Consider the following 19,377-nt stretch of genomic DNA (forward strand, 5'->3'; position numbering starts at 1 on the left):
ATACTCCCTTGGAGCGTTGAATTGGTTTTATGGGGACTGTATCGGCGGCTTTGTCGGGAGCTGTAGAAAATAGACGCGACGGGTGTTTTTCGTGGCGAGGGAGCTTGCTCCCGCTTGGTCGCGAAGCGGCCACCTGCGGCCAGGAATTTACGACTGCTTCGCAGCCGAGCGGGAGCAAGCTCCCTCGCCACGGGAAAGCAAACAGGTCGTTAGAACAGCCGTGCAAGCAGGGCCGTGACGGCGGTCTCGACCCGCAGGATCCGTTCGCCGAGCTGCACCGGTTGCAGGCCGGCCTTGCCCAGCAGGTCGATTTCGTAGGGGATCCAGCCGCCTTCCGGGCCGATGGCCAAGGTCACCGGTTCAGTCAGCGCGCGCGGGCAGGGCGGGTGGTTGCCAGGGTGGCCGACCAGCCCGAGGGTGCCTTCAACGATGGCGGGCAGGCGATCTTCGACGAAGGGCTTGAAGCGTTTTTCAATGATGATTTCCGGCAGCACGCTGTCCCGAGCCTGCTCCAGACCAAGAATAAGTTGCTCGCGAATCGCCTCCGGCTCCAGGAAGGGCGTCTGCCAAAAGCTCTTTTCCACACGATAACTGTTCACCAGCACCACGCGCGGCACGCCCATGGTGGCGACGGTCTGGAATACCCGCCGGAGCATCTTCGGACGCGGCAATGCCAGCACCAGGGTCAGCGGCAACTTGGCCGGCGGCGGCTGGTCGAGGGTCACTTGCAGTTCGGCTTCGCGAGCCTCCAGGCGCAACACCTGGGCCGTGCCCATCAGGCCACCGATACGGCCGACCCGCAGGCTGTCGCCGACGGCGCTGCGGTGGACTTCCTGCATGTGTGTCAGGCGCCGATCGCTCAGGATGACGCGGTCCGGCTCGATGAAATCGGCCTCTTCAAGCAGCAGCAGGTTCACGCTTGGGTCGCTGGCGGCTGGTCGTTGTGGTCGTCGACCGGCTGGTCCTCGGGTTCTTCTTCGCGGCGCTTGCGCACCAGGCCGCCGAACAGGATGCCGATCTCGAACAGCAGCCACATCGGCACGGCCAGCAAGGTCTGGGAGAAAATATCCGGCGGCGTGAGGATCATGCCGACCACGAAGCAACCGATGATCACGTACGGACGGATCTTCTTCAGGTAGGCGACGTCGACCACGCCGATCCACACCAGCAATACCACCGCCACGGGAATCTCGAACGCCACGCCAAAGGCGAAGAACAGCGTCATGACGAAATCCAGGTAGCTGGTAATGTCGGTCATCATTTCCACGCCTGCCGGGGTGGCGGCGGCGAAGAACTTGAAGATCAGCGGGAATACGAAGAAGTAGGCGAAGGCCATGCCGGTGTAGAACAGCAGGATGCTCGACACCAGCAGCGGCACGGCGATGCGTTTTTCATGCTTGTACAGGCCCGGAGCGATGAAGCCCCAGATCTGATGCAGGATCACCGGGATCGCCAGGAACAGCGAGACCATCATCGTCAGTTTCAACGGCGTCAGGAACGGCGACGAGACATCGGTGGCGATCATCGTTGCGCCTACCGGCAGGTACTCGCGCAGCGGCGTGGAGACGAAGGTGTAGATCTGCTGGGTGAAGGCAAACAGCCCGGCAAAGATGATGAACACCGCCGCGACGCAGCGCAGCAGGCGGGTGCGCAACTCGGTGAGGTGCGATACCAGCGGCATCGGCTGGTCGTTTTCAGGGATATCGCTCATGGGGCTCGCGGCGGCAGAGTGGAGTCGTTGGGAGTCGGGGGCGTCGCAGTAACCGGATCAACCGGATCAACCGGTTTGGCCGGTTCAATCACCACTGGCGCAGATTCGACCGCCGGGACCTGGGGAGCAATCGTCGGCTCGGCCACGGGCTGGACCGGCGTCGGCTCCTGCTGGGTCGGCGAGAAGATCTTCCGTGCTTCCTGTTCCAGGGACAGGATGTGTTCGTTGTGCAGTTGCCGACGGATGTCGTCGGCACCGATTTCACGTTCAACTTCCTGTTTGATCGCATTGAAGCTGCGCTTCAGGCGCCCGATCCACAGACCGGCGGTGCGCGCAGCGCCCGGCAGGCGTTCGGGCCCCAGTACCAACAGGGCGACGAGGCCGACGAGCAGCAGTTCAGTGAAGCTGATCCCAAACATTAGTCAGTGCTCACGAGTCTTTGCGGATTGGCTCTTCGACTTTCTGGGCCTGCACGTCGATGGTGTTCGGCGCATTCACCGGCTGCGTGGCCTGTGGGTGTACCGGTTGGGCCGGTTGTACCGGTTGCGACGGATTGGCCTGTGGGTCGGCCGGTTTCTCGTCATCGTTCATGGCCTTGCGAAAGCCCTTGATCGACTCACCGACATCAGTGCCGAGGTTTTTCAGTTTCTTGGTGCCGAACACCAGCACCACGACCACCAGAATGACGACCCAGTGTTTCCAGTCAAAAATACCCATGTGGCTATTCCTCTCAAAAGTTGATCAGGCGGACGGGCGCGAGGCTTTCTCGACGTGCCCGGACAGACCGAAGCGACGGTCCAGTTCATCCAGTACGGCCTGCGGATGCTGCCCCAGTTGGGCGAGCATGACGAGGCTGTGGAACCACAGGTCGGCGGTCTCGTAGATCACGTCGCTGCAGTCGCCGCTGATGGCAGCGTCCTTGGCGGCAATGATGGTTTCGACCGACTCTTCGCCGACCTTTTCCAGAATCTTGTTCAAACCCTTGTGATACAGGCTGGCGACATAGGAGCTGTCGGCCGCGGCGCCCTTGCGCTCTTCCAGCACCTGGGCCAGGCGGGTCAGGGTGTCACTCATGGTTGTGTCCTGAATAGATGGCGTGCGGGTCCTTGAGTACCGGGTCGACGGTTTTCCAGTCGCCGTTCTCGAAGACACGGTAGAAGCAGCTTTGACGGCCGGTATGGCAGGCGATTTCACCGACCTGTTCGACCATCAGGATAATGACGTCGCCGTCGCAATCCAGGCGCATCTCGTGCAGGTGCTGCACGTGCCCGGACTCTTCACCCTTGCGCCACAGCTTGCCACGGGAACGTGACCAATAGATGGCGCGATTCTCGGCGGCGGTCAGGGCCAGCGCCTCGCGGTTCATCCAGGCCATCATCAGCACACGCCCGGTCTTGTGATCCTGGGCGATCGCCGGCACCAGGCCGTCGGCGTCCCATTTGATCTCGTCCTGCCAGTTTTTCATCTTCGACTCCGACCATGGGCCGCGCACTTCCAGTCGGCGGGCCCAGCGTTGAAACAGTGTGCCAGCGTGAACCGGTGCTGGCTATCGACGAACGACCAGATACAAACCGACGGCCACCATGATCCCGGCGGGCCAATGGCCCAGTTCGCTCAACGGGCCACCGGCGGCCAGCACGGCGCCGCCACCCAGGTGGGCCGCGCCAAGCAGGCGCAGGAACCAATCGTCGCGCCGCTGTTTCCAGGGTGGAGCAGGATCATGGGCATGGGGCTGGGACATGCGTTCGAGCAGATCGCGGGTCATGTTGGCTAGGTGCGGAATCTGCTCGAACTGGCTCTGGACGTTGCCCAGCAAGGTCTTCGGGCTGACGCGTTCGCGCATCCAGCGTTCAAGGAAGGGCTGGGCGGTGTTCCACAAATCCAGGTCCGGGTACAGCTGGCGGCCGAGGCCTTCGATGTTCAACAGGGTTTTTTGCAGCAACACCAACTGCGGCTGGACCTCCATGTTGAAGCGGCGCGCAGTCTGGAACAGGCGCATCAGCACCTGGCCGAATGAAATATCTTTTAACGGTTTTTCGAAGATCGGTTCGCACACGGTGCGGATCGCCGCTTCGAATTCGTTGAGCTTGGTCTCGGCCGGCACCCAGCCCGAATCGATGTGCAACTGCGCGACGCGGCGGTAGTCACGCTTGAAGAAGGCGAACAGGTTGCGCGCCAGGTAATCCTGGTCCTCGGGGGTGAGGCTGCCGACGATGCCGCAATCGATGGCGATGTACTGCGGGCTCCACGGTTGCACGGTGCTGACGAAGATGTTGCCCGGGTGCATGTCGGCGTGGAAGAAGCTGTCGCGAAACACCTGGGTGAAGAAAATCTCCACGCCGCGCTCGGCAAGCAGTTTCATGTCGGTGCGCTGGTCGGCGAGGGTTGCCAGGTCGGTCACCTGGATCCCGTAGATACGCTCCATCACCAGCACTTTCGGCCGGCACCAGTCCCAATAGACTTGCGGCACGTACAGCAGCGGCGAGCCCTCGAAATTGCGCCGCAGCTGGCTGGCGTTGGCGGCCTCGCGCAGCAGGTCGAGCTCATCGAAGATGGTTTTTTCATAGTCCTGGACCACGTCCACCGGGTGCAGCAGGCGTGCATCGGCTGACATCCGCTCGGCGGCGCGGGCAAGGATGAACAGCCAGGCCAGGTCCTGGGCAATGATCGGCTTGAGGCCCGGGCGGATCACCTTGACCACCACTTCTTCACCCGTCTTGAGCTGGGCGGCGTGGACCTGGGCGACCGACGCCGAAGCCAGCGGCTCGACATCGAAACGGCTGAAGACTTCGCTGATCTTCTTGCCCAACTGCGCCTCGATCAGCGCTACCGACAGTTTCGAGTCGAAGGGCGGCACGCGATCCTGCAGCAGCATCAGCTCATCGGCGATGTCTTCGGGCAACAGGTCGCGACGGGTCGAGAGGATCTGCCCGAACTTGATGAAGATCGGCCCCAGGTCCTGCAAGGCCAGGCGCAGGCGTGCGCCGCGGCTCAAGTCCAGCGTTCGACGGGGGAACCAGCGCCACGGCAGCACAAAGCGCAGTGCCAGGAGAAACCAGGGCAGCGGCAGGGCGAACAGCAGGTCATCGAGGCGGTAGCGGATCACGACGCGCTGGATGCGCAACAGACGGCGGACGGCAAGCAGCTTCATGCGTTATCGCTTGGGTTCAAGGGATCGGGAAAGGCGCTCGAAACGCGCCTCGAGACGTTCCAGATCGAGCTTGATCTGGTCCAGTTCGGCAAAACGGGCCTGGGCTTCGCGTTGGCCTACGAGCGTACGCGATTCCTCGGCCAGGTATTCACTCAGATTCTGTCCCAGGCTGGCGAAGCCCTGGCGGTACCAGCGGGAGCGGCTGCGCAGATGGCCACTGAGCAATTGGGTGGCGACCGGACCGATCCAGCGGGACACTTCGTATTCCCAGTCCAGTTCCAGGTCCTGGAGAATCGCCGCCAGTTCCAGCAGCACGCCGCTGTCGCCGTCGAGCTCGACGTCGGGGCTGTGCAGCACCGCCGTCTTGTTCTTGCTCAGCGCCAACTCCAGCAGGCTCGATGCCGGCGCGCGCAGCGTGCAGTCGGCCTCGGCCTCCCAGTGGGCGGCGAGCATCAGGCCTTCGTCGCTGGGCAGGATGAACAGCTGCAACGCGGGGCTGCGGCAGTCGACGGCAATCACCTTGCCGCTCAAGTGTGCCAGGCGCATCGGCGCCGTGCTGTCCAGGCGCAGGACCCGGTTGATACCGAGTTCGACACTGGCGAGCAGCCCGGTGAGCAGCATCAGGGCTTGATACCGCGGTGCAGGGCGACGATGCCGGAAGTCATGTTGTGGTAGGTCACCCGATCGAAACCGGCTTCGACCATCATCGACTTCAACGTTTCCTGGTCGGGGTGCATGCGGATCGATTCGGCCAGGTAACGATAACTTTCCGCGTCGTTGGTGATCAGCTTGCCCATCAACGGCATGAAGGCGAACGAGTAGGCGTCATAAGCCTTGGACATCAACGCGTTGGTCGGCTTGGAAAACTCCAGCACCAACAGCCGGCCACCGGGCTTGAGCACGCGCAACATCGAGCGCAGGGCATCTTCCTTGTGGGTGACGTTGCGCAGGCCGAAGGCGATGGTCACGCAGTCGAAATGGTTGTCGGGGAACGGCAGCTTCTCGGCGTCGGCCTGGACGAACTCGACGTTGCCGGCCACGCCCAGGTCGAGCAGGCGGTCACGACCGACCTTGAGCATGGATTCGTTGATATCGGCGAGCACCACATGGCCGGTGGGGCCGACGATGTGGGAGAACTTCTTGGTCAGGTCACCGGTGCCGCCGGCAATGTCCAGCACGCGGTTGCCGCTGCGCACGCCCGACAACTCGATCGCGAAACGCTTCCAGAGGCGATGCATGCCGCCCGAGAGCAGGTCGTTCATCAAGTCGTACTTGGCGGCCACCGAGTGGAAAACCTCGGCGACTTTCTCCGCTTTCTGGCTTTCCGGCACGTTCTTGAAGCCGAAGTGTGTGGTGGGTTCGGCATCGCTGCCTTTGCGCTGATCAGTCATATCGCGGTCACCAAAAAAGAATGCGGGACATTCTAATCCCGGTGGAGGGCTTTGTCTTGGCAAGGCTGCAGGTAAGATGAGCCACCGCCCGGACGTTTTGACGCAGGCAGGGTCGCAAACGTTCAGGCAAGTCTCGATCAAGCAGGAGTTAACAGATGGCCCGTATTACTGTTGAGCGTGCCCATGACCTGGGCAAGGAAGCGGCCCGCGAAAAGGCCGACAAGCTGGCCCGGAAACTGTCCGACAGCTACGGCCTGGAGCCCAAGTGGGAGGGCGACACGCTGAAGCTCAAGCGTTCCGGGGTCAAGGGTGAAGTGCATGTGGGCGAGGATTCGATCCGCGTCGAAGTGGAGCTGGGCATGTTGATGTCGGCCATGAGCGGGACAATCAAGACGGAAATCGAAAAGGCGCTGGACAAGGCGTTGGCTTGATTGAAGTGCAGAGGACTGAAGTCCACCGCCTATCTATCAACTGTGGGAGCGAGCCTGCTCGCGAATGCGATGGATCAACAACATTGATGTTGAATGACACACCGCTTTCGCGAGCAGGCTCGCTCCCACAGGGGAAATCATCGTCCCGGGTTTTATGTCAGTTGTTAGGGTGCCCTTTCTAATTATTCTCACTACTTTGTGCCTGAGCCCGACCGTGTGCGGGCAGTTGCTCAAACCTGTCTTCGAGTGAGGTGCACCATGGCCAAAGTTATTCTGAAGAAAAAAACCGACGTTGATTCTTCCACGCTGGGCGACGTGAAAACGTACGCGCGCAAGATCTGGCTGGCGGGCCTGGGCGCCTATATCAAGGTCGGTCAGGAGGGCGGCGACTACTTCAAGGAGCTGGTCAAGGCCGGTGAAGTTGTTGAAACCAAAGGCAAAAAGAACATTGCTGGGAAACTTGAAGCGGCGAACAGCGAACTGATCGAAGCCAAGACCGACGTCAACACTTTCAAGGCCCGCGTTGAAGTTCAACTCGACAAAGTAGAGAAGGTATTCGACGCGCGTGTTGCAAGTGCCTTGAATCGTATCGGCATTCCGTCTAAACATGACGTTGAGACACTCTCTGCTAAGCTCGATGAGCTGACGGCATTGCTCGAACGTGTCGCGCGTAAACATTAAGGAGAACGGGATGGCTGGCAAGAAAATCACCGAAAAAGAAGGCAGCTCGTGGACCGGGAAAATTGAAAAGTACTCCCGCAAAATCTGGCTTGCTGGTTTAGGCGTGTACTCGAAGATCGACACTGACGGCAGCAAACTCTTCGAGTCCCTGGTCAAGGACGGCGAGAAGGCCGAAAAACTCACCAAGACGGCGGTCGGCAAACAAGTCGATGCCGCCAAGGATTCTGCCGAGTCCACCAAGTCGCGCATGGGCGGCGTGAAGGATCGTGCACTGGGCAAGTGGGATGAGCTGGAAGGGGCTTTCGACAAGCGTCTGAACAGTGCAATTTCCCGCTTGGGCGTGCCGAGCCGCAATGAAGTCAAGGAACTGCACAGCAAGGTAGACACCCTGACCAGGCAGATCGAAAAACTCACCGGGGCCAAGGTCACGCCGGTCGCGACCAAGCCTGCTGCAACCAGGACGGCGGCGGCCAAGCCTGCAGCGAAGACGGCAGCCAAGCCACTGGTCAAGGCGGCGAAATCCGTCGCCAAGCCTGCGGCCAAAGCAGCGGCCAAGCCAGTAGCCAAAACCGCAGCGGCCAAGCCTGCAGCCAAGGCGGCGGCCAAACCCGTCGCGGCAAAAACTGCAGCCAAACCTGCCGCCAAGCCAGCGGCCAAGACGGCGGCGGCTAAACCAGCTGCGGCCAAACCGGCTGCCAAGCCAGCGGCAAAAGCCGCAGCAAAACCGGCCGCGGCGAAAAAGCCCGCAGTGAAAAAACCGGCCGCGCCAAAAGCAGCCGCACCCAAGGCGCCGGCCACGGCCGCCAAACCGGCCACCCCGACGAGCACGGCAAACTCTGCCTCGGCTCCGACCCCGGTAGCTACTCCGACTCCAGCGCCGGTTCCGTCGACGCCTACCAGCCAGTCCTGATTTTCCGGGACATGCAAAAACGCCCGGCCTGTGAAGGTCGGGCGTTTTTATATGCATCCTGGATTCAACCTGTGGGAGCGAGCCTGCTCGCGAATGCATTTTCTCAGTCACATTTGAATTGATTGACCCAGCGCTTTCGCGAGCAGGCTCGCTCCCACATTGGGTCTGCCGCAGCCGGCCGTTATTCGTGCTCCTCCAGATACCGCAAAGCCATCTGCTCGGTCGCGACCTTTATCGCTGGCGGCAAGTGCGGCGCCACCAGCATCATGATCTGATAGACCACCAGGCGAACCTCGCCCTCGCGATCAAGGATCCGCTGATAATCCAGCGAAAACAGCAACGTCATGGTGATCTGCTCCACCAGTTGCCCGAGTGCCTGGGTGTCGCTCACCAGCAGGTCCTGGGCCTTGAGCTGCGCCAGCAAAGAGGCCAGGGTCCGTTTCAACGCGTTGAGCAACTGGCGGATACCCTTGGCCAGTTTCGGCAGGCGCCCCGCCAGGTTTGACAAGTCCTGGAACAGGAACCGGTATTGGGCCAGGCGCTCGACGATCAAATGCAGGAACAACCAGTAGTCCTCCGGCGCCAGTTGCGCATCGGCGGGCGGATCCAGCAGCGGTGCAAGCTCGGCCTGGAATCGCTCGAACAATCCGAGTATCAGCGGTTCCTTGCCATGGAAGTGGTAGTAGAGGTTGCCGGGGCTGATGCCCATCTCGTTGGCGACTTCGAGGGTGGAAACATTCGGCTCGCCCTTCTCGTTGAATAATTGCAGGGCACACTCGAGGATTCGGTCGCGGGTTTTCATCCGGTCTTCTTGGTCGGTGGAGTCTTTCCACGGCCCGCAGTGCGACCGTGGGACGAGGCGTTCAGCGTACCCGTACGTAATTCCCGGGTGCCGCTTCCAGGGCCGGGTATTTCGCGTTGCCCAGCGTCATCTGCGTTTCGTGCTGGGCGCCGGAGCGCTCCTGGATCCAGCCCAGCCATTGGGTCCACCAACTGCCCTCGATGTGCTTGGCGTCGTAGTACCAGGCGCGCGGGTCGCTGCTCAGTTTCGGATTCTCGATGTAGTTGGCCTTGGGGTTGCCTGGCGGGTTGAGGATGCTCTGGACGTGTCCGCTGTTGGACAGCACGAAACGTCGTTCGCCGCCCAGCAGCAACGTCGAACGGTACACCGCATCCCACGGCGTGATGTGGTCGTTGATGCCGGCCACGCTGAAGCTGTCCACGGTGACTTTCTGCAAGTCGATAGGCGTGCCGCACACCTCCAGGGCGCCCGGCCGTGTCAGCGGGTTGTGTTTGAAAAAATCCAGCAGGTCGCCGTGATAGGCCGCCGGAAGCCGCGTGCAGTCGTTGTTCCAGTAGAGAATATCGAATGCCGGCGGCTCCTTGCCCAGCAGGTAGTTGTTGACGAAGTAGGTCCAGATCAAGTCGTTGGGCCGCATCCAGGCGAAGACCCGAGCCATGTCGCGGCCATCGAGAATGCCTTTCTGATAGGAGCGGCGTTTGGCGGCTTCGAGGGTCTGTTCGTCGATGAACAGCGTGGCCGGGCTCTCGATCTCGCTGTCCAGCAAGCTCACCAGGTAGGTGGCGCTGGCCACCCGGCGCAGTTGGCGCTTGGCTTGCAGATGGCCCTGCAGGGCGGCGATGGTCATGCCACCGGCGCAGGCGCCCATCAGGTTGACTTCGCGGGCGCCGGTGATCGTCCGGCAGACGTTCATGGCCTCTTCCGTCGCCTCGACATAACTGGACAGGCCCCATTCCCGATGGCGCACGTCCGGGTTGCGCCAACTGATGATGAACACCTGCAAGCCGTTTTTCAGAGCGTACTGGACGAAGCTGTTGGAAGGGCTCAGGTCGAAGATGTAGAACTTGTTGATCTGCGGCGGCACGATCAGCAGCGGCGTGGCGTATTGCTTTTCGCTCATAGGCTTGTACTGGATCAGTTCCAGCAGCTCGTTGCGAAACACCACTGCGCCGGGCGTACTCGCCAGGGTCTTGCCGACTTCAAAGGCGTGTGGCGTGACTTGCCGGGGCAAGCCGTCGTTGTGCAGCAGGTCGTCGACCAGATGGCTGATCCCGCGAATCAGGCTGCTGCCTCCGGAATTGAACAGCTCCTTGATCGCCAGCGGGTTGAGCAGGGTATTGGACGGCGATACCGCGTCGTTGAGCAGGGAGAAGGCGAAATGCGCACGGGCCTGATCATCCGGGCTCATGCCGCCCTCATCGATCCACTGGCGGACTTCCTTCTGCCAGCTCAGGTAGGCCTGCAGGCTGCGGCGGTAGAACGGGTTGAGCTGCCAGGTGGGGTCGGCGAAGCGTTTGTCGTCGGGGTTGGTCGGGTGCAGGGTGTCCCCCAGCAGGACGCGCCCCAGCTGGCCGCCGAGCCTCAACGCATGTCGGGCACTGTGGACCGGGTTGCGCAGGCCATGGGCGGCAACGTTGCGCAGGGTCGACAGCAGGTCCCTGCCGCGCAGGCCGGTGACCGCACTCTGTGCGTTGATGAAGCTGGCAGGGGCGGGCATGGAACCCTTCGCCGGTTTGTCGCGCATGAGTCAACTCCTTCATCATCAGGCTGAAAACAAACACACCGAACCAGACAACATAGTCGCTGTTTCGGGTAGTTGCGCGATCCGGCGTCCTGCCAGGCGCAAATGGGCGATGTCAGCCGCCACCCAGCGGCGCGGGATGCGGGTGCATGACCGCGCGCTGCCGTTCTTCCTCGAGGAATTTCATGATGATCGGCGCCACGGCCTCGGCCCGGGTGATCAGGAACAGGTGGCCGTCATCGATGATGTGCAACTGCGAATTGGGGATGCGCCAGGCCAGCATGCGCATGTTGATCAGGGGGATCAGCGGGTCGTCATCCCCGGCCAGGATCAAGGTCGGCTGGTGGATCTTGTGCAGCCAATGGATGCTGGTCCAGCCGAGGCCCGCGAACAGTTGCCAGTAATAACCGAGCTTGCCCGCCGAACGTACCTTGGCCGCGTGACGAGCCGCCAGGCTTGGGTCGCGGCGGAACGAGCCGCCGTAGATCAGCGGCGCGATGCGCATCACATGGGACGGCTGCACGTAGCGTCGGGGACTGGCCATCATCCACAGCACCTTCGGCTTGCCCGGCACCATCACCGCGCCGGCGGCCGTGGCGGCGAGCACCAGCTTCTTGCAGCGCTCCGGATAATCATGGGCGAACTGCTGGGCCAGGGCGCCGCCCCAGGACACACCGATCACGTTGACCTGCCCATAGTCGAGGTAATCGAGCATCCGCGCGGTAAGCTTGGCCAGGCCCGGAAAACGATACGGCCGGCTCGGCGTCGACGAACCGCCGACCCCGGGCACATCGAAGGCGATCACTTCCAGGTCCGGGTCCAGGGCCTCGATGAACGGGAAGACCAGCTCCAGGTTGGCGCCGATGCCGTTGAAAATCAGCAGCGGCGTCAAGTGAGGCTTGCCGGGACGTACCGCGGTGCGCAAGGTCTGGCCATCCAGGTCGACGGTACGGAAAATGTACGGTTGCGGCATGCTTCAAGCCCTGTGGGTTGGGTCGCGGTCTTTCATTTTTCCCCGATCTCCTGTGGGAGCGAGCCTGCTCGCGATGACTGCGGTACATCCGAACATCAATGTGTGCTGACACACCGCAATCGCGAGCAGGCTCGCTCCCACATTGGATCTGCTGTGAACCTGAGTCTGTGTTCACCAGCGCTGTGGGCCTTACATGTCCATGTCGGCTGCGGGAATGTATTCGTGAGCAAGCTCACCCCCGCAGCGGACGAGTTGCAGTTCTTTACCGCTCATGCACATAAGTGCCCGGCGCCGCTTCCCCGGCCACATACGTCTTGTTGCCCAGCACGGTGGGGGCCTTCTTCAGCTTGCCCGAGCGTTCGGCCTGCCAGGCTTGCCAGTGCAGCCACCACGAGTCGGTGTGCTTGGTGGAGTTTTCCATCCAGTCCTCGGCCTTGGCCGGCATGTCTTCGCTGGTCATGTAGCGGGACTTTGGATTGCCCGGCGGGTTGAGAATGCTCTGGATGTGACCGCTGCTCGACAGCACGAATTCAACCTTGCCGCCGAACAGCTGCGCCGATTTGTAGCAGGACTTCCACGGCGTGATGTGGTCGTTGGTGCCGGCCAGGGAAAAGATATCGGCGCTGACCTGCTTGAGGTCGATCGGCGTGCCGCACACTTCCAGTGCGTTGGGGCGGATCAGCGGGTTGTTCTTGAACATCTCGATGAGGTCGCCATGGAACGCCGCCGGGAGTCGCGTGGTGTCGTTGTTCCAGAACAGGATGTCGAACACCGGCGGCTCGTTGCCCAGCAGGTAATTGTTCACCCAGTAGTTCCAGATCAGGTCATTGGGCCGCATCCAGGCGAACACCTTGGCCATGTCGCGGCCTTCAAGGACGCCGGCCTGGTAGGAATGGCGCTTGGCCGTTTCCAGGGTCTGCTCGTCGACGAACAGCGCCACGTCGGTGTCCAGGGTGGTGTCCAACACACTCACCAGCAGGGTCAGGGCATTGACCTTTTTCTCCCCCAGCGCGGCGTAATGGCCGAGCAGGGCGGTGCAGGTGATGCCGCCCGAGCAGGCGCCCAGCATGTTCACGTCCTTGCTGCCGGTGATGGCCGTGACCACATCCACCGCTTCCTTGAGCGCTTCGATGTACGTCGACAGGCCCCACTCGCGCTGCGCCTTGGTGGGGTTGCGCCAACTGATGATGAAAGTCTGCACGTTGCTGCGCAGGCAGAAGCGCGCCAGGCTCTTGTCCGGGCTCAGGTCGAATACGTAGAACTTGTTGATTTGCGGCGGCACCACCAGCAATGGTCGCTCATGGACCTGCTCGGTGATGGGGCGGTACTGGATCAGCTCCAGCACGTCATTGCGAAAGACTACCGCGCCTTCGGTCACGCCCAGGCTCTTGCCGACTTCGAACGCACCCATGTCCACCTGGCTCGGCATTCCGCCGTTGTGCACCAGGTCCTTGGCCAGGTGGGACAGGCCATCGAGCAGGCTCTTGCCGCCGGTTTCGAAGAAGCGCTTGACCGCCGCCGGGTTGGCCGCCGAGTTGGTCGGGGCCATGGCTTCGGTCATCAGGTTGATCACGAAGTGCCCACGGCTGATGTCCTGGGGCGAGAGGCTGCTGTCGTCGATCCAGGCGTGCAGCTCCTTGCGCCACGCCAGATAGGTTTGCAGATAACGTCTGTAGAGCGGGTTCTGGCTCCACGCCGGGTCGTTGAAACGACGGTCATCACTGGCGGGCTGCAACTCGGATTTGCCGAACAGGACTTTCCTCAATTCAGCGCCGAAATGGGCGACGTGCTTGACGCTGTGCAGCGGTTGTTTGATGGTCTGGGTCAGCACCATCCGGGCAGAGGCCAGCAGGTCTTTCCTGCGCAAGCCGACGACGGGATTCAAGCCCAGGGTGTTTTCCGAAGCTTGGTACTTCAACTCATCGTTGTTCTTGTTGCTCATCTACGACGCTCCATTGTCCTTCAGACGAGTACCGGGGACCGTGCCAGAAGCGCAAGGCCAATACCAGGTACGCTGCTCGGGGTGACCATTAATTCCGCATCGAGGGCAATGAGGAAACGTGTGCCAGGAACTCGCCGGTTCCTTTGCAGGGAACTTGCCAGCTCCATTGGTTACCCGAGTTTAATTTTTTTCGCAAGCAGGCCAGTCATTGACGTTGCCGCGCAGGCATTCAAGCAGATGAGTCTAGAAAATTCGCCCTAATGCGCCAGCCCTTGAGCTAGAGCATCAGCTTGACGACGGACGCATTCGGGTCGCGGGTTTTTCCGGCCGCCTTGAGTTCGGCGAGATAATCGTTCCACAGGTCTTCCTGGCGCACCGCCAGCTGGTACAGATAGTCCCAGGTGAACAATCCGCTGTCATGGCCATCGTCGAAGGTCAGTTTCAGTGCGTATTGGCCGGCCGGTTCGACCTTGGTCAGGCCGACGCCGAGCTTGCCGTATTGCAGGATAGGTTTGCCGTGGCCCTGGACCTCGGCCGAAGGCGAGTGCACCCGCAGGAATTCCGCGGGCAGGTGATACTCCTCGTCCGGCGCGTATCTGAGCGTCAGGGTCTTGGAGGCTTTGTGCAGGTTGATGGCGGTGGGGAGTCTGGTCATGGCCTGTGATCCGTCTCTGAAGGACGCGTTGATCTCCAAAACGACGCGGTCCATGTGGGAGCGAGCTTGCTCGCGATAGCGGTTTGACAGTCAACACAAGGGTTGAATGTTATGCCGCCATCGCGAGCAAGCTCGCTCCCACAGGTTCCGGGGAAACCTGTCGGTGGCCTACAGGATATACCGCGACAGGTCTTCGTTCTGCGCCAGCTCGCCGAGGTGGCTGTTGACGTATTCGGCGTCGATGATGATCGGCGCTTCGTTGTGGGCGCTGGCCAGGTCGCCGGCGCTGAACGAGACTTCCTCAAGCAGGCGTTCAAGCAGCGTGTGCAGGCGCCGGGCACCGATGTTCTCGGTCTTCTCGTTGACCTGCCAGGCGATCTGCGCCAGACGCTTGATGCCTTCTGGTGCGAACTCGATGTTCAGGCCTTCGGTCTTGAGCAGCGCGCAGTATTGTTCGGTCAGCGATGCATGGGGCTCGCTCAGGATGCGCTCGAAGTCTTCCGGCGACAGCGCCTTGAGTTCGACCCGGATTGGCAAGCGGCCTTGCAGCTCAGGCACCAGGTCGCTCGGCTTGCTCAGGTGGAACGCACCGGAGGCGATGAACAGGATGTGGTCGGTCTTGACCATGCCCAGCTTGGTGTTCACCGTGCAGCCTTCGATCAACGGCAGCAGGTCGCGTTGCACGCCTTCGCGGGAAACGTCGGCGCCGCCGACATTGCCGCGCTTGGCGACCTTGTCGATTTCGTCGATGAACACGATGCCGTGCTGCTCGACCGCTTCCAGGGCCTTGGCCTTCAGCTCCTCTTCGTTGACCAGGCGACTGGCTTCTTCATCGCGCACCAGCTTCAGCGCTTCCTTGACCTTGAGCTTGCGGCTTTTCTTCTTGCCCTTGCCCATGTTGGCGAACAGGCTCTGCAACTGGTTGGTCATTTCTTCCATGCCTGGCGGCGCGGAAATGTCGACGCCGGCCATTTCGGCCACCTCGATCTCGATCTCCTTGTCGTCCAGCTGGCCTTCGCGCAGGCGTTTGCGGAACAGCTGGCGGGTGTTGGAGTCCTGGGTCGTGGCGGCGTCGGCGTTGAAGCCCATGCGCGCCGGTGGCAGCAGGGCATCGAGAATGCGCTCCTCCGCGGCGTCTTCGGCGCGATGGCGAACCTTGGTGATTTCCTGTTCGCGCAGCAGCTTGATCGCCGCATCGGCCAGGTCACGAATGATCGACTCGACATCGCGGCCCACGTAGCCGACTTCGGTGAACTTGGTGGCTTCGACCTTGATGAATGGCGCGTTGGCGAGCTTGGCCAGGCGCCGGGCGATCTCGGTCTTGCCGACACCGGTCGGGCCGATCATCAGGATGTTCTTGGGGGTCACTTCGACGCGCAGTTCTTCCGGCAGTTGCATCCGGCGCCAGCGGTTACGCAAGGCGATGGCGACGGCGCGCTTGGCATCGTCCTGGCCGATGATGTGGCGATTGAGTTCGTGGACGATTTCGCGGGGAGTCATGGACATAATAATTGGCGGTCCTCAAGCGGGAGTCTGGGCCTGGAAGGGCTTACTCCGCGAGGTCCTGCTCCTCAATGGTCTGGGTGTGGTTGGTGAAGACGCAGATGTCGCCGGCGATGCCCAGGGCAGTCTCGACGATCTCGCGAGCCGAAAGGTCGGTCTTTTTCAGCAGGGCGCTGGCGGCAGCCTGGGCGTAGGCGCCACCGGAACCCATGGCGATCAGGCCGTCTTCCGGTTCAACCACGTCGCCGTTGCCGGTAATGATCAAGGAAGCATCCTTGTTGGCCACCGCAAGCATGGCTTCGAGGCGGCTCAGGGAGCGGTCGGTGCGCCATTCCTTGGCCAGCTCGACGGCTGCACGGACCAAGTGACCCTGATGTTTTTCAAGTTGCCCTTCGAAACGCTCGAACAGGGTGAAGGCGTCGGCGGTGGCCCCGGCGAAACCGGCGATGACCTGGCCGTGATACAGGCGGCGGACTTTCTTCGCGTTGCCTTTCATCACGGTGTTGCCCAATGAAACCTGGCCGTCGCCGCCCATGACGACTTTGCCGTGACGGCGGACTGAAACGATGGTGGTCAAGGGAAGAGTCTCCACGCAGCGGGGCGAAAATGCCCGGATGGAACACATATGGGGGTGGCGTGGGGTTTTTCAACTGCGGGGCGGGGGAGGGGATGAGTGGTGTGTTGTGAATGTTCCACGATCCTGTGGCGAGGGGATTTATCCCCGCTGGGGCGCGAAGCGGCCCTAAAAGCCTGCCGCTTCGGTGCGACTGAGTTGACTCCCTCAAGCTTTTGGGGCCGCTTCGCAGCCCAGCGGGGATAAATCCCCTCGCCACAGGGTTTGTGTCAGTGTGCCTAGCGGCTTTGACGTTGTTGTAACAACAGGTTGCTGAAACCGCTGCCAGCCAGTTGTTTCTGGGCCTTGGTCAGTTCTTCGCGGTTGCTGAACGGTCCGACCAGTACGCGATACCAGGTTTCGTCCTTCACCGTTCCGGACTCCACCGACACCGACTGGCCCAGCAGAATGATCTGCGCCCGGACCTTGTCGGCGTCGGCTTCCTTGCGGAACGAGCCGGCCTGCAGGAAGAATTTTGTCACCGGCGCGGCCTTCTGCACCGGCGGGGCCGGTGGCGGCGTAATGCCGGCCAGGGCGGCCTGGGCGCGGGCGGTGTCGATCTTCGCCGCTTCGGCTGGGGTCACTGGCGTGGTCGGCACCTGCGGCGTCGGCAGGGTCTTCTCCGGCACCGCATCGGGCGGCACGATGACCTCCGATTCCGGGAGCAAGGTGTAGAAGTCGTATTTCGGCTTCACCGGTTGTGTCGGGCTCGGCGGGGTCTTGTTGGCCTCGGCGATCCGCGTGGCTTTCTGCTGCTCTTGCCGAACACGCTTGACGTCATCGCCCTGGCCCGGTTCCAGCTTCATCAGGAATACGATGAATGCGCCGACAGTCAGGCCGATCGCCATCCACAACCAGCCCGGAATCGGCTGTTTGGCCGGAGGCTGGTAACGACTGGCGCCGCGTTTGGGTGCAGGTTTTTTCTTGGCGGCCAAGTTACATGCGCTCCAGCGTTTCCAGGCCCAGCAGTTCCAGGCCTTGCTTGAGCGTGCGCCCGGTCAGCGCGGCGAGGCGCAGGCGGCTCTGCATTTGTGCCGGGGTCTCGGCGTTGAGCATCGGGCAGTTCTCGTAGAAGCTGGAAAACAGCCCGGCGACGTCGTACAGGTAGGCGCACAAGGTGTGCGGCGTGCCCTTGTCGGCCACGTTGTTCAGGACTTCGCCGAACTGCGCCAGCCTGGCCGCCAGCTCCTGTTCATGGGCGGCTTCGAGGACGATCTGGCCCTCGATTTCGTCGAAGCCCTTGCCGAGCTTGCGGAACACGCCCGCCACACGGGTGTAGGCGTACAGCAGGTACGGAGCGGTGTTGCCTTCGAAGTTGAGCATCAGGTCGAAGTTGAAGCTGTAGTCGCTGGCGCGGTGCTTCGACAGGTCGGCATATTTCACCGCGTCGATGCCGACCACCTTGGCGATCTTGCGCAGTTCGTCTTCGGCCAGCTCCGGGTTCTTGCCCTTGACCAGAGTGTACGCACGGTCCTGGGCTTCGGTCAGCAGGTCGATCAGCTTCACCGTGCCGCCATCGCGGGTCTTGAACGGGCGACCATCGGCGCCGTTCATGGTGCCGAACCCCATGTGTTCCATTTCCATCGGATGGGTCACGAAACCGGCCAGACGGGCCACTTCGAACACCTGCTGGAAGTGCAGGGCCTGGCGCTGGTCGACGAAATACAGGACCCGATCGGCCTTCAGCACGCCGTTGCGATAACGCACGGCCGCCAGGTCAGTGGTGGCGTAGAGGTAGCCACCGTCAGCCTTGACGATGATCACCGGCAGCGGCTCGCCATCGGCGGTCTTGAACTGGTCGAGGAACACGCACTGGGCGCCGTTGCTTTCCACCAGCATGCCTTTGGCCCGGAGGTCGTTGACCACGTTGATCAGGTCGTCGTTGTAGGCGCTTTCGCCCATTACGTCGGCCATGCTCAGCTTGACGTTCAGCAGCTCGTATATCTTCTGGCAGTGGGACAGCGAGATGTCCTTGAACTTTGTCCACAGCGCCAGGCACTCGGCATCGCCAGCCTGCAGCTTGACCACCAGGCCACGGGCGCGGTCGGCGAACTCGGGCGACTCGTCGAAGCGTTGCTTGGCGGCGCGGTAGAAGTTTTCCAGGTCCGAGAGCTCGTCGCTGGTGATCGGGTTTTCCTGCAGGTAGGCCATCAGCATGCCGAACTGGGTGCCCCAGTCGCCGACGTGGTTCTGGCGGATCACCGTGTCACCGAGAAACTCCAGGACGCGCGCCACGCCATCGCCAATGATGGTCGAGCGCAGGTGGCCGACGTGCATTTCCTTGGCGAGGTTGGGGGCCGACAGGTCGACCACGGTGCGCTGCAACGGGCCGGCCTTGCGTACGCCGAGGCGCTCGTCGGCCAGGGCCGCGTCCAGCCGCGAGGCCAGCGCCTGGGTATTCTGGAAGAAGTTGATGAACCCGGGGCCGGCAATTTCGGCCTTGGTGACGTTTTCGTCGGCCGGCAATGCGGCGATGATCTTTTCCGCCAGGTCGCGAGGTTTCATGCCGGCCGGTTTGGCGAGCATCATCGCGATGTTGCTGGCAAAGTCACCGTGGGTCTTGTCGCGGGTGTTCTCGACCTGAATCGCCGGCGACAGGCCTTCTGGCAGCACACCTTCAGTGACGAGTTGGGTGATGGCTTGCTGGATAAGCTGGCGAATGGTGTCTTTCATGGTCTTCTCTTTCAACCGCAGGCGCGGCGGCGCTTCGATGCGCTGGTGGAAAAACTGGGCATTATCCGTGGCGCGGGCGAGCTTGCCAACTGTAGCGGGTCGGGCGGGTATGTGCGGCGACTATTCTTGCTGGCTTGGATGTACGCAATCCCCTGTGGGAGCGAGCTTGCTCGCGATAGCGGTCTGGCATTCAATATTCA

General features: G+C 61.8%; 20 protein-coding genes and 1 pseudogene. 3 read left to right on the top strand and 18 right to left on the bottom strand.

The genetic code is table 11. The features are described 5' to 3' along the window. Positions 1-209 precede the first annotated feature (209 nt). From J3P86_RS01830 to ubiE, 9 genes and pseudogenes are all read right to left on the bottom strand, one after another. Positions 210-917 carry a 16S rRNA (uracil(1498)-N(3))-methyltransferase gene (locus tag J3P86_RS01830; RefSeq protein ID WP_434570184.1) on the bottom strand — a complete coding sequence of 236 codons (708 nt, stop codon included), beginning with the start codon at positions 915-917 and terminating at the stop codon, positions 210-212. Further along, positions 914-1,711: a twin-arginine translocase subunit TatC gene (tatC, locus tag J3P86_RS01835; protein WP_305497375.1), complete on the bottom strand. Its 798-nt coding sequence runs from the start codon at positions 1,709-1,711 to the stop codon at positions 914-916. Before tatC ends, J3P86_RS01830 begins: the two co-directional genes overlap by 4 nt. After that, positions 1,708-2,130, bottom strand: coding sequence for a Sec-independent protein translocase protein TatB (tatB, locus tag J3P86_RS01840; protein ID WP_434699315.1), 423 nt, complete (start codon positions 2,128-2,130; stop codon positions 1,708-1,710). Before tatB ends, tatC begins: the two co-directional genes overlap by 4 nt. Positions 2,131-2,140: 10 nt before the next feature. After that, positions 2,141-2,428 carry a twin-arginine translocase TatA/TatE family subunit gene (locus J3P86_RS01845; RefSeq protein ID WP_434626473.1) on the bottom strand — a complete coding sequence of 96 codons (288 nt, stop codon included), beginning with the start codon at positions 2,426-2,428 and terminating at the stop codon, positions 2,141-2,143. A 24-nt stretch (positions 2,429-2,452) separates the two neighbouring features. Next, the gene (locus J3P86_RS01850) at positions 2,453-2,785 is read right to left on the bottom strand and encodes a phosphoribosyl-ATP diphosphatase (protein WP_003186671.1); all 333 of its coding nucleotides are present in this window, start codon (positions 2,783-2,785) and stop codon (positions 2,453-2,455) included. Next, positions 2,778-3,176 carry a phosphoribosyl-AMP cyclohydrolase gene (gene hisI / locus J3P86_RS01855; RefSeq protein ID WP_305497371.1) on the bottom strand — a complete coding sequence of 133 codons (399 nt, stop codon included), beginning with the start codon at positions 3,174-3,176 and terminating at the stop codon, positions 2,778-2,780. The genes J3P86_RS01850 and hisI overlap by 8 nt, the downstream gene beginning before the upstream one ends. An 81-nt stretch (positions 3,177-3,257) precedes the next feature. Continuing rightward, on the bottom strand, positions 3,258-4,862 hold the full coding sequence (gene ubiB / locus J3P86_RS01860) for a ubiquinone biosynthesis regulatory protein kinase UbiB (RefSeq protein ID WP_434626472.1): 1,605 nt from the start codon (positions 4,860-4,862) through the stop codon (positions 3,258-3,260). Further along, positions 4,859-5,483: pseudogene (locus J3P86_RS01865) on the bottom strand (ubiquinone biosynthesis accessory factor UbiJ). The gene ubiB and the pseudogene J3P86_RS01865 overlap by 4 nt, the downstream one beginning before the upstream one ends. Then, positions 5,483-6,253 (bottom strand): bifunctional demethylmenaquinone methyltransferase/2-methoxy-6-polyprenyl-1,4-benzoquinol methylase UbiE, encoded by a 771-nt coding sequence (gene ubiE, locus J3P86_RS01870; RefSeq protein ID WP_024779926.1) that lies wholly within the window; start codon positions 6,251-6,253, stop codon positions 5,483-5,485. Before ubiE ends, J3P86_RS01865 begins: the two are co-directional and overlap by 1 nt. Positions 6,254-6,408: 155 nt before the next feature. Between ubiE and J3P86_RS01875 the strand changes: the two genes are divergently transcribed. From J3P86_RS01875 to J3P86_RS01885, 3 genes are all read left to right on the top strand, one after another. Further along, positions 6,409-6,684, top strand: coding sequence for a polyhydroxyalkanoic acid system family protein (locus tag J3P86_RS01875; RefSeq protein ID WP_434570176.1), 276 nt, complete (start codon positions 6,409-6,411; stop codon positions 6,682-6,684). A gap of 258 nt (positions 6,685-6,942) precedes the next feature. After that, complete coding sequence (locus J3P86_RS01880) at positions 6,943-7,365, top strand: phasin family protein (RefSeq protein WP_434699316.1); 423 nt, start codon at positions 6,943-6,945, stop codon at positions 7,363-7,365. Between the two features lie 10 nt (positions 7,366-7,375). Then, entirely contained in the window at positions 7,376-8,275 is a 900-nt protein-coding gene (locus J3P86_RS01885) for a phasin family protein (protein WP_434699317.1), read from the top strand. Positions 8,276-8,456: 181 nt separating this feature from the next. Here J3P86_RS01885 and J3P86_RS01890 read toward each other — a convergent pair whose 3' ends face one another. From J3P86_RS01890 to argS, 9 genes are all read right to left on the bottom strand, one after another. Next, entirely contained in the window at positions 8,457-9,077 is a 621-nt protein-coding gene (locus J3P86_RS01890) for a TetR/AcrR family transcriptional regulator (RefSeq protein ID WP_434626468.1), read from the bottom strand. A gap of 61 nt (positions 9,078-9,138) precedes the next feature. Next, complete coding sequence (phaC, locus tag J3P86_RS01895) at positions 9,139-10,821, bottom strand: class II poly(R)-hydroxyalkanoic acid synthase (protein ID WP_434699318.1); 1,683 nt, start codon at positions 10,819-10,821, stop codon at positions 9,139-9,141. 112 nt (positions 10,822-10,933) lie between these two features. Further along, positions 10,934-11,791: a poly(3-hydroxyalkanoate) depolymerase gene (phaZ, locus tag J3P86_RS01900; protein ID WP_039592414.1), complete on the bottom strand. Its 858-nt coding sequence runs from the start codon at positions 11,789-11,791 to the stop codon at positions 10,934-10,936. Positions 11,792-12,053: 262 nt separating this feature from the next. Next, positions 12,054-13,733: a class II poly(R)-hydroxyalkanoic acid synthase gene (gene phaC, locus J3P86_RS01905; RefSeq protein ID WP_434570167.1), complete on the bottom strand. Its 1,680-nt coding sequence runs from the start codon at positions 13,731-13,733 to the stop codon at positions 12,054-12,056. Positions 13,734-14,010: 277 nt separating this feature from the next. After that, a complete protein-coding gene (locus tag J3P86_RS01910; RefSeq protein ID WP_434699319.1) occupies positions 14,011-14,388 on the bottom strand; it encodes a gamma-butyrobetaine hydroxylase-like domain-containing protein in 378 nt (125 codons plus the stop codon). Positions 14,389-14,556: 168 nt separating this feature from the next. Then, on the bottom strand, positions 14,557-15,894 hold the full coding sequence (gene hslU / locus J3P86_RS01915; protein WP_305497360.1) for an ATP-dependent protease ATPase subunit HslU: 1,338 nt from the start codon (positions 15,892-15,894) through the stop codon (positions 14,557-14,559). 43 nt (positions 15,895-15,937) lie between these two features. Continuing rightward, positions 15,938-16,468, bottom strand: coding sequence for an ATP-dependent protease subunit HslV (gene hslV / locus J3P86_RS01920; protein ID WP_003186641.1), 531 nt, complete (start codon positions 16,466-16,468; stop codon positions 15,938-15,940). Between the two features lie 275 nt (positions 16,469-16,743). After that, positions 16,744-17,439, bottom strand: a complete 696-nt coding sequence (locus J3P86_RS01925) for an SPOR domain-containing protein (protein WP_186639635.1) — start codon at positions 17,437-17,439, stop codon at positions 16,744-16,746. 1 nt (position 17,440) lies between these two features. Beyond that, positions 17,441-19,177, bottom strand: a complete 1,737-nt coding sequence (argS, locus tag J3P86_RS01930; RefSeq protein ID WP_434699320.1) for an arginine--tRNA ligase — start codon at positions 19,175-19,177, stop codon at positions 17,441-17,443. Between the last annotated feature and the right edge of the window lie 200 nt (positions 19,178-19,377).

It is taken from the genome of Pseudomonas sp. D1-1, from assembly GCF_051132225.1.
Lineage (GTDB): Bacteria > Pseudomonadota > Gammaproteobacteria > Pseudomonadales > Pseudomonadaceae > Aquipseudomonas.

Excerpts from the sequence above, each read along its gene's own strand:
- tatC (WP_305497375.1), bottom strand. The coding sequence starts at position 1,711 with ATGAGCGATATCCCTGAAAACGACCAGCCGATGCCGCTGGTATCGCAC.
- tatB (WP_434699315.1), bottom strand. The coding sequence starts at position 2,130 with ATGTTTGGGATCAGCTTCACTGAACTGCTGCTCGTCGGCCTCGTCGCC.
- J3P86_RS01845 (WP_434626473.1), bottom strand. The coding sequence starts at position 2,428 with ATGGGTATTTTTGACTGGAAACACTGGGTCGTCATTCTGGTGGTCGTG.
- J3P86_RS01850 (WP_003186671.1), bottom strand. The coding sequence starts at position 2,785 with ATGAGTGACACCCTGACCCGCCTGGCCCAGGTGCTGGAAGAGCGCAAG.
- hisI (WP_305497371.1), bottom strand. The coding sequence starts at position 3,176 with ATGAAAAACTGGCAGGACGAGATCAAATGGGACGCCGACGGCCTGGTG.
- ubiB (WP_434626472.1), bottom strand. The coding sequence starts at position 4,862 with ATGAAGCTGCTTGCCGTCCGCCGTCTGTTGCGCATCCAGCGCGTCGTG.
- ubiE (WP_024779926.1), bottom strand. The coding sequence starts at position 6,253 with ATGACTGATCAGCGCAAAGGCAGCGATGCCGAACCCACCACACACTTC.
- J3P86_RS01875 (WP_434570176.1), top strand. The coding sequence starts at position 6,409 with ATGGCCCGTATTACTGTTGAGCGTGCCCATGACCTGGGCAAGGAAGCG.
- J3P86_RS01880 (WP_434699316.1), top strand. The coding sequence starts at position 6,943 with ATGGCCAAAGTTATTCTGAAGAAAAAAACCGACGTTGATTCTTCCACG.
- J3P86_RS01885 (WP_434699317.1), top strand. The coding sequence starts at position 7,376 with ATGGCTGGCAAGAAAATCACCGAAAAAGAAGGCAGCTCGTGGACCGGG.
- J3P86_RS01890 (WP_434626468.1), bottom strand. The coding sequence starts at position 9,077 with ATGAAAACCCGCGACCGAATCCTCGAGTGTGCCCTGCAATTATTCAAC.
- phaC (WP_434699318.1), bottom strand. The coding sequence starts at position 10,821 with ATGCGCGACAAACCGGCGAAGGGTTCCATGCCCGCCCCTGCCAGCTTC.
- phaZ (WP_039592414.1), bottom strand. The coding sequence starts at position 11,791 with ATGCCGCAACCGTACATTTTCCGTACCGTCGACCTGGATGGCCAGACC.
- phaC (WP_434570167.1), bottom strand. The coding sequence starts at position 13,733 with ATGAGCAACAAGAACAACGATGAGTTGAAGTACCAAGCTTCGGAAAAC.
- J3P86_RS01910 (WP_434699319.1), bottom strand. The coding sequence starts at position 14,388 with ATGACCAGACTCCCCACCGCCATCAACCTGCACAAAGCCTCCAAGACC.
- hslU (WP_305497360.1), bottom strand. The coding sequence starts at position 15,894 with ATGTCCATGACTCCCCGCGAAATCGTCCACGAACTCAATCGCCACATC.
- argS (WP_434699320.1), bottom strand. The coding sequence starts at position 19,177 with ATGAAAGACACCATTCGCCAGCTTATCCAGCAAGCCATCACCCAACTC.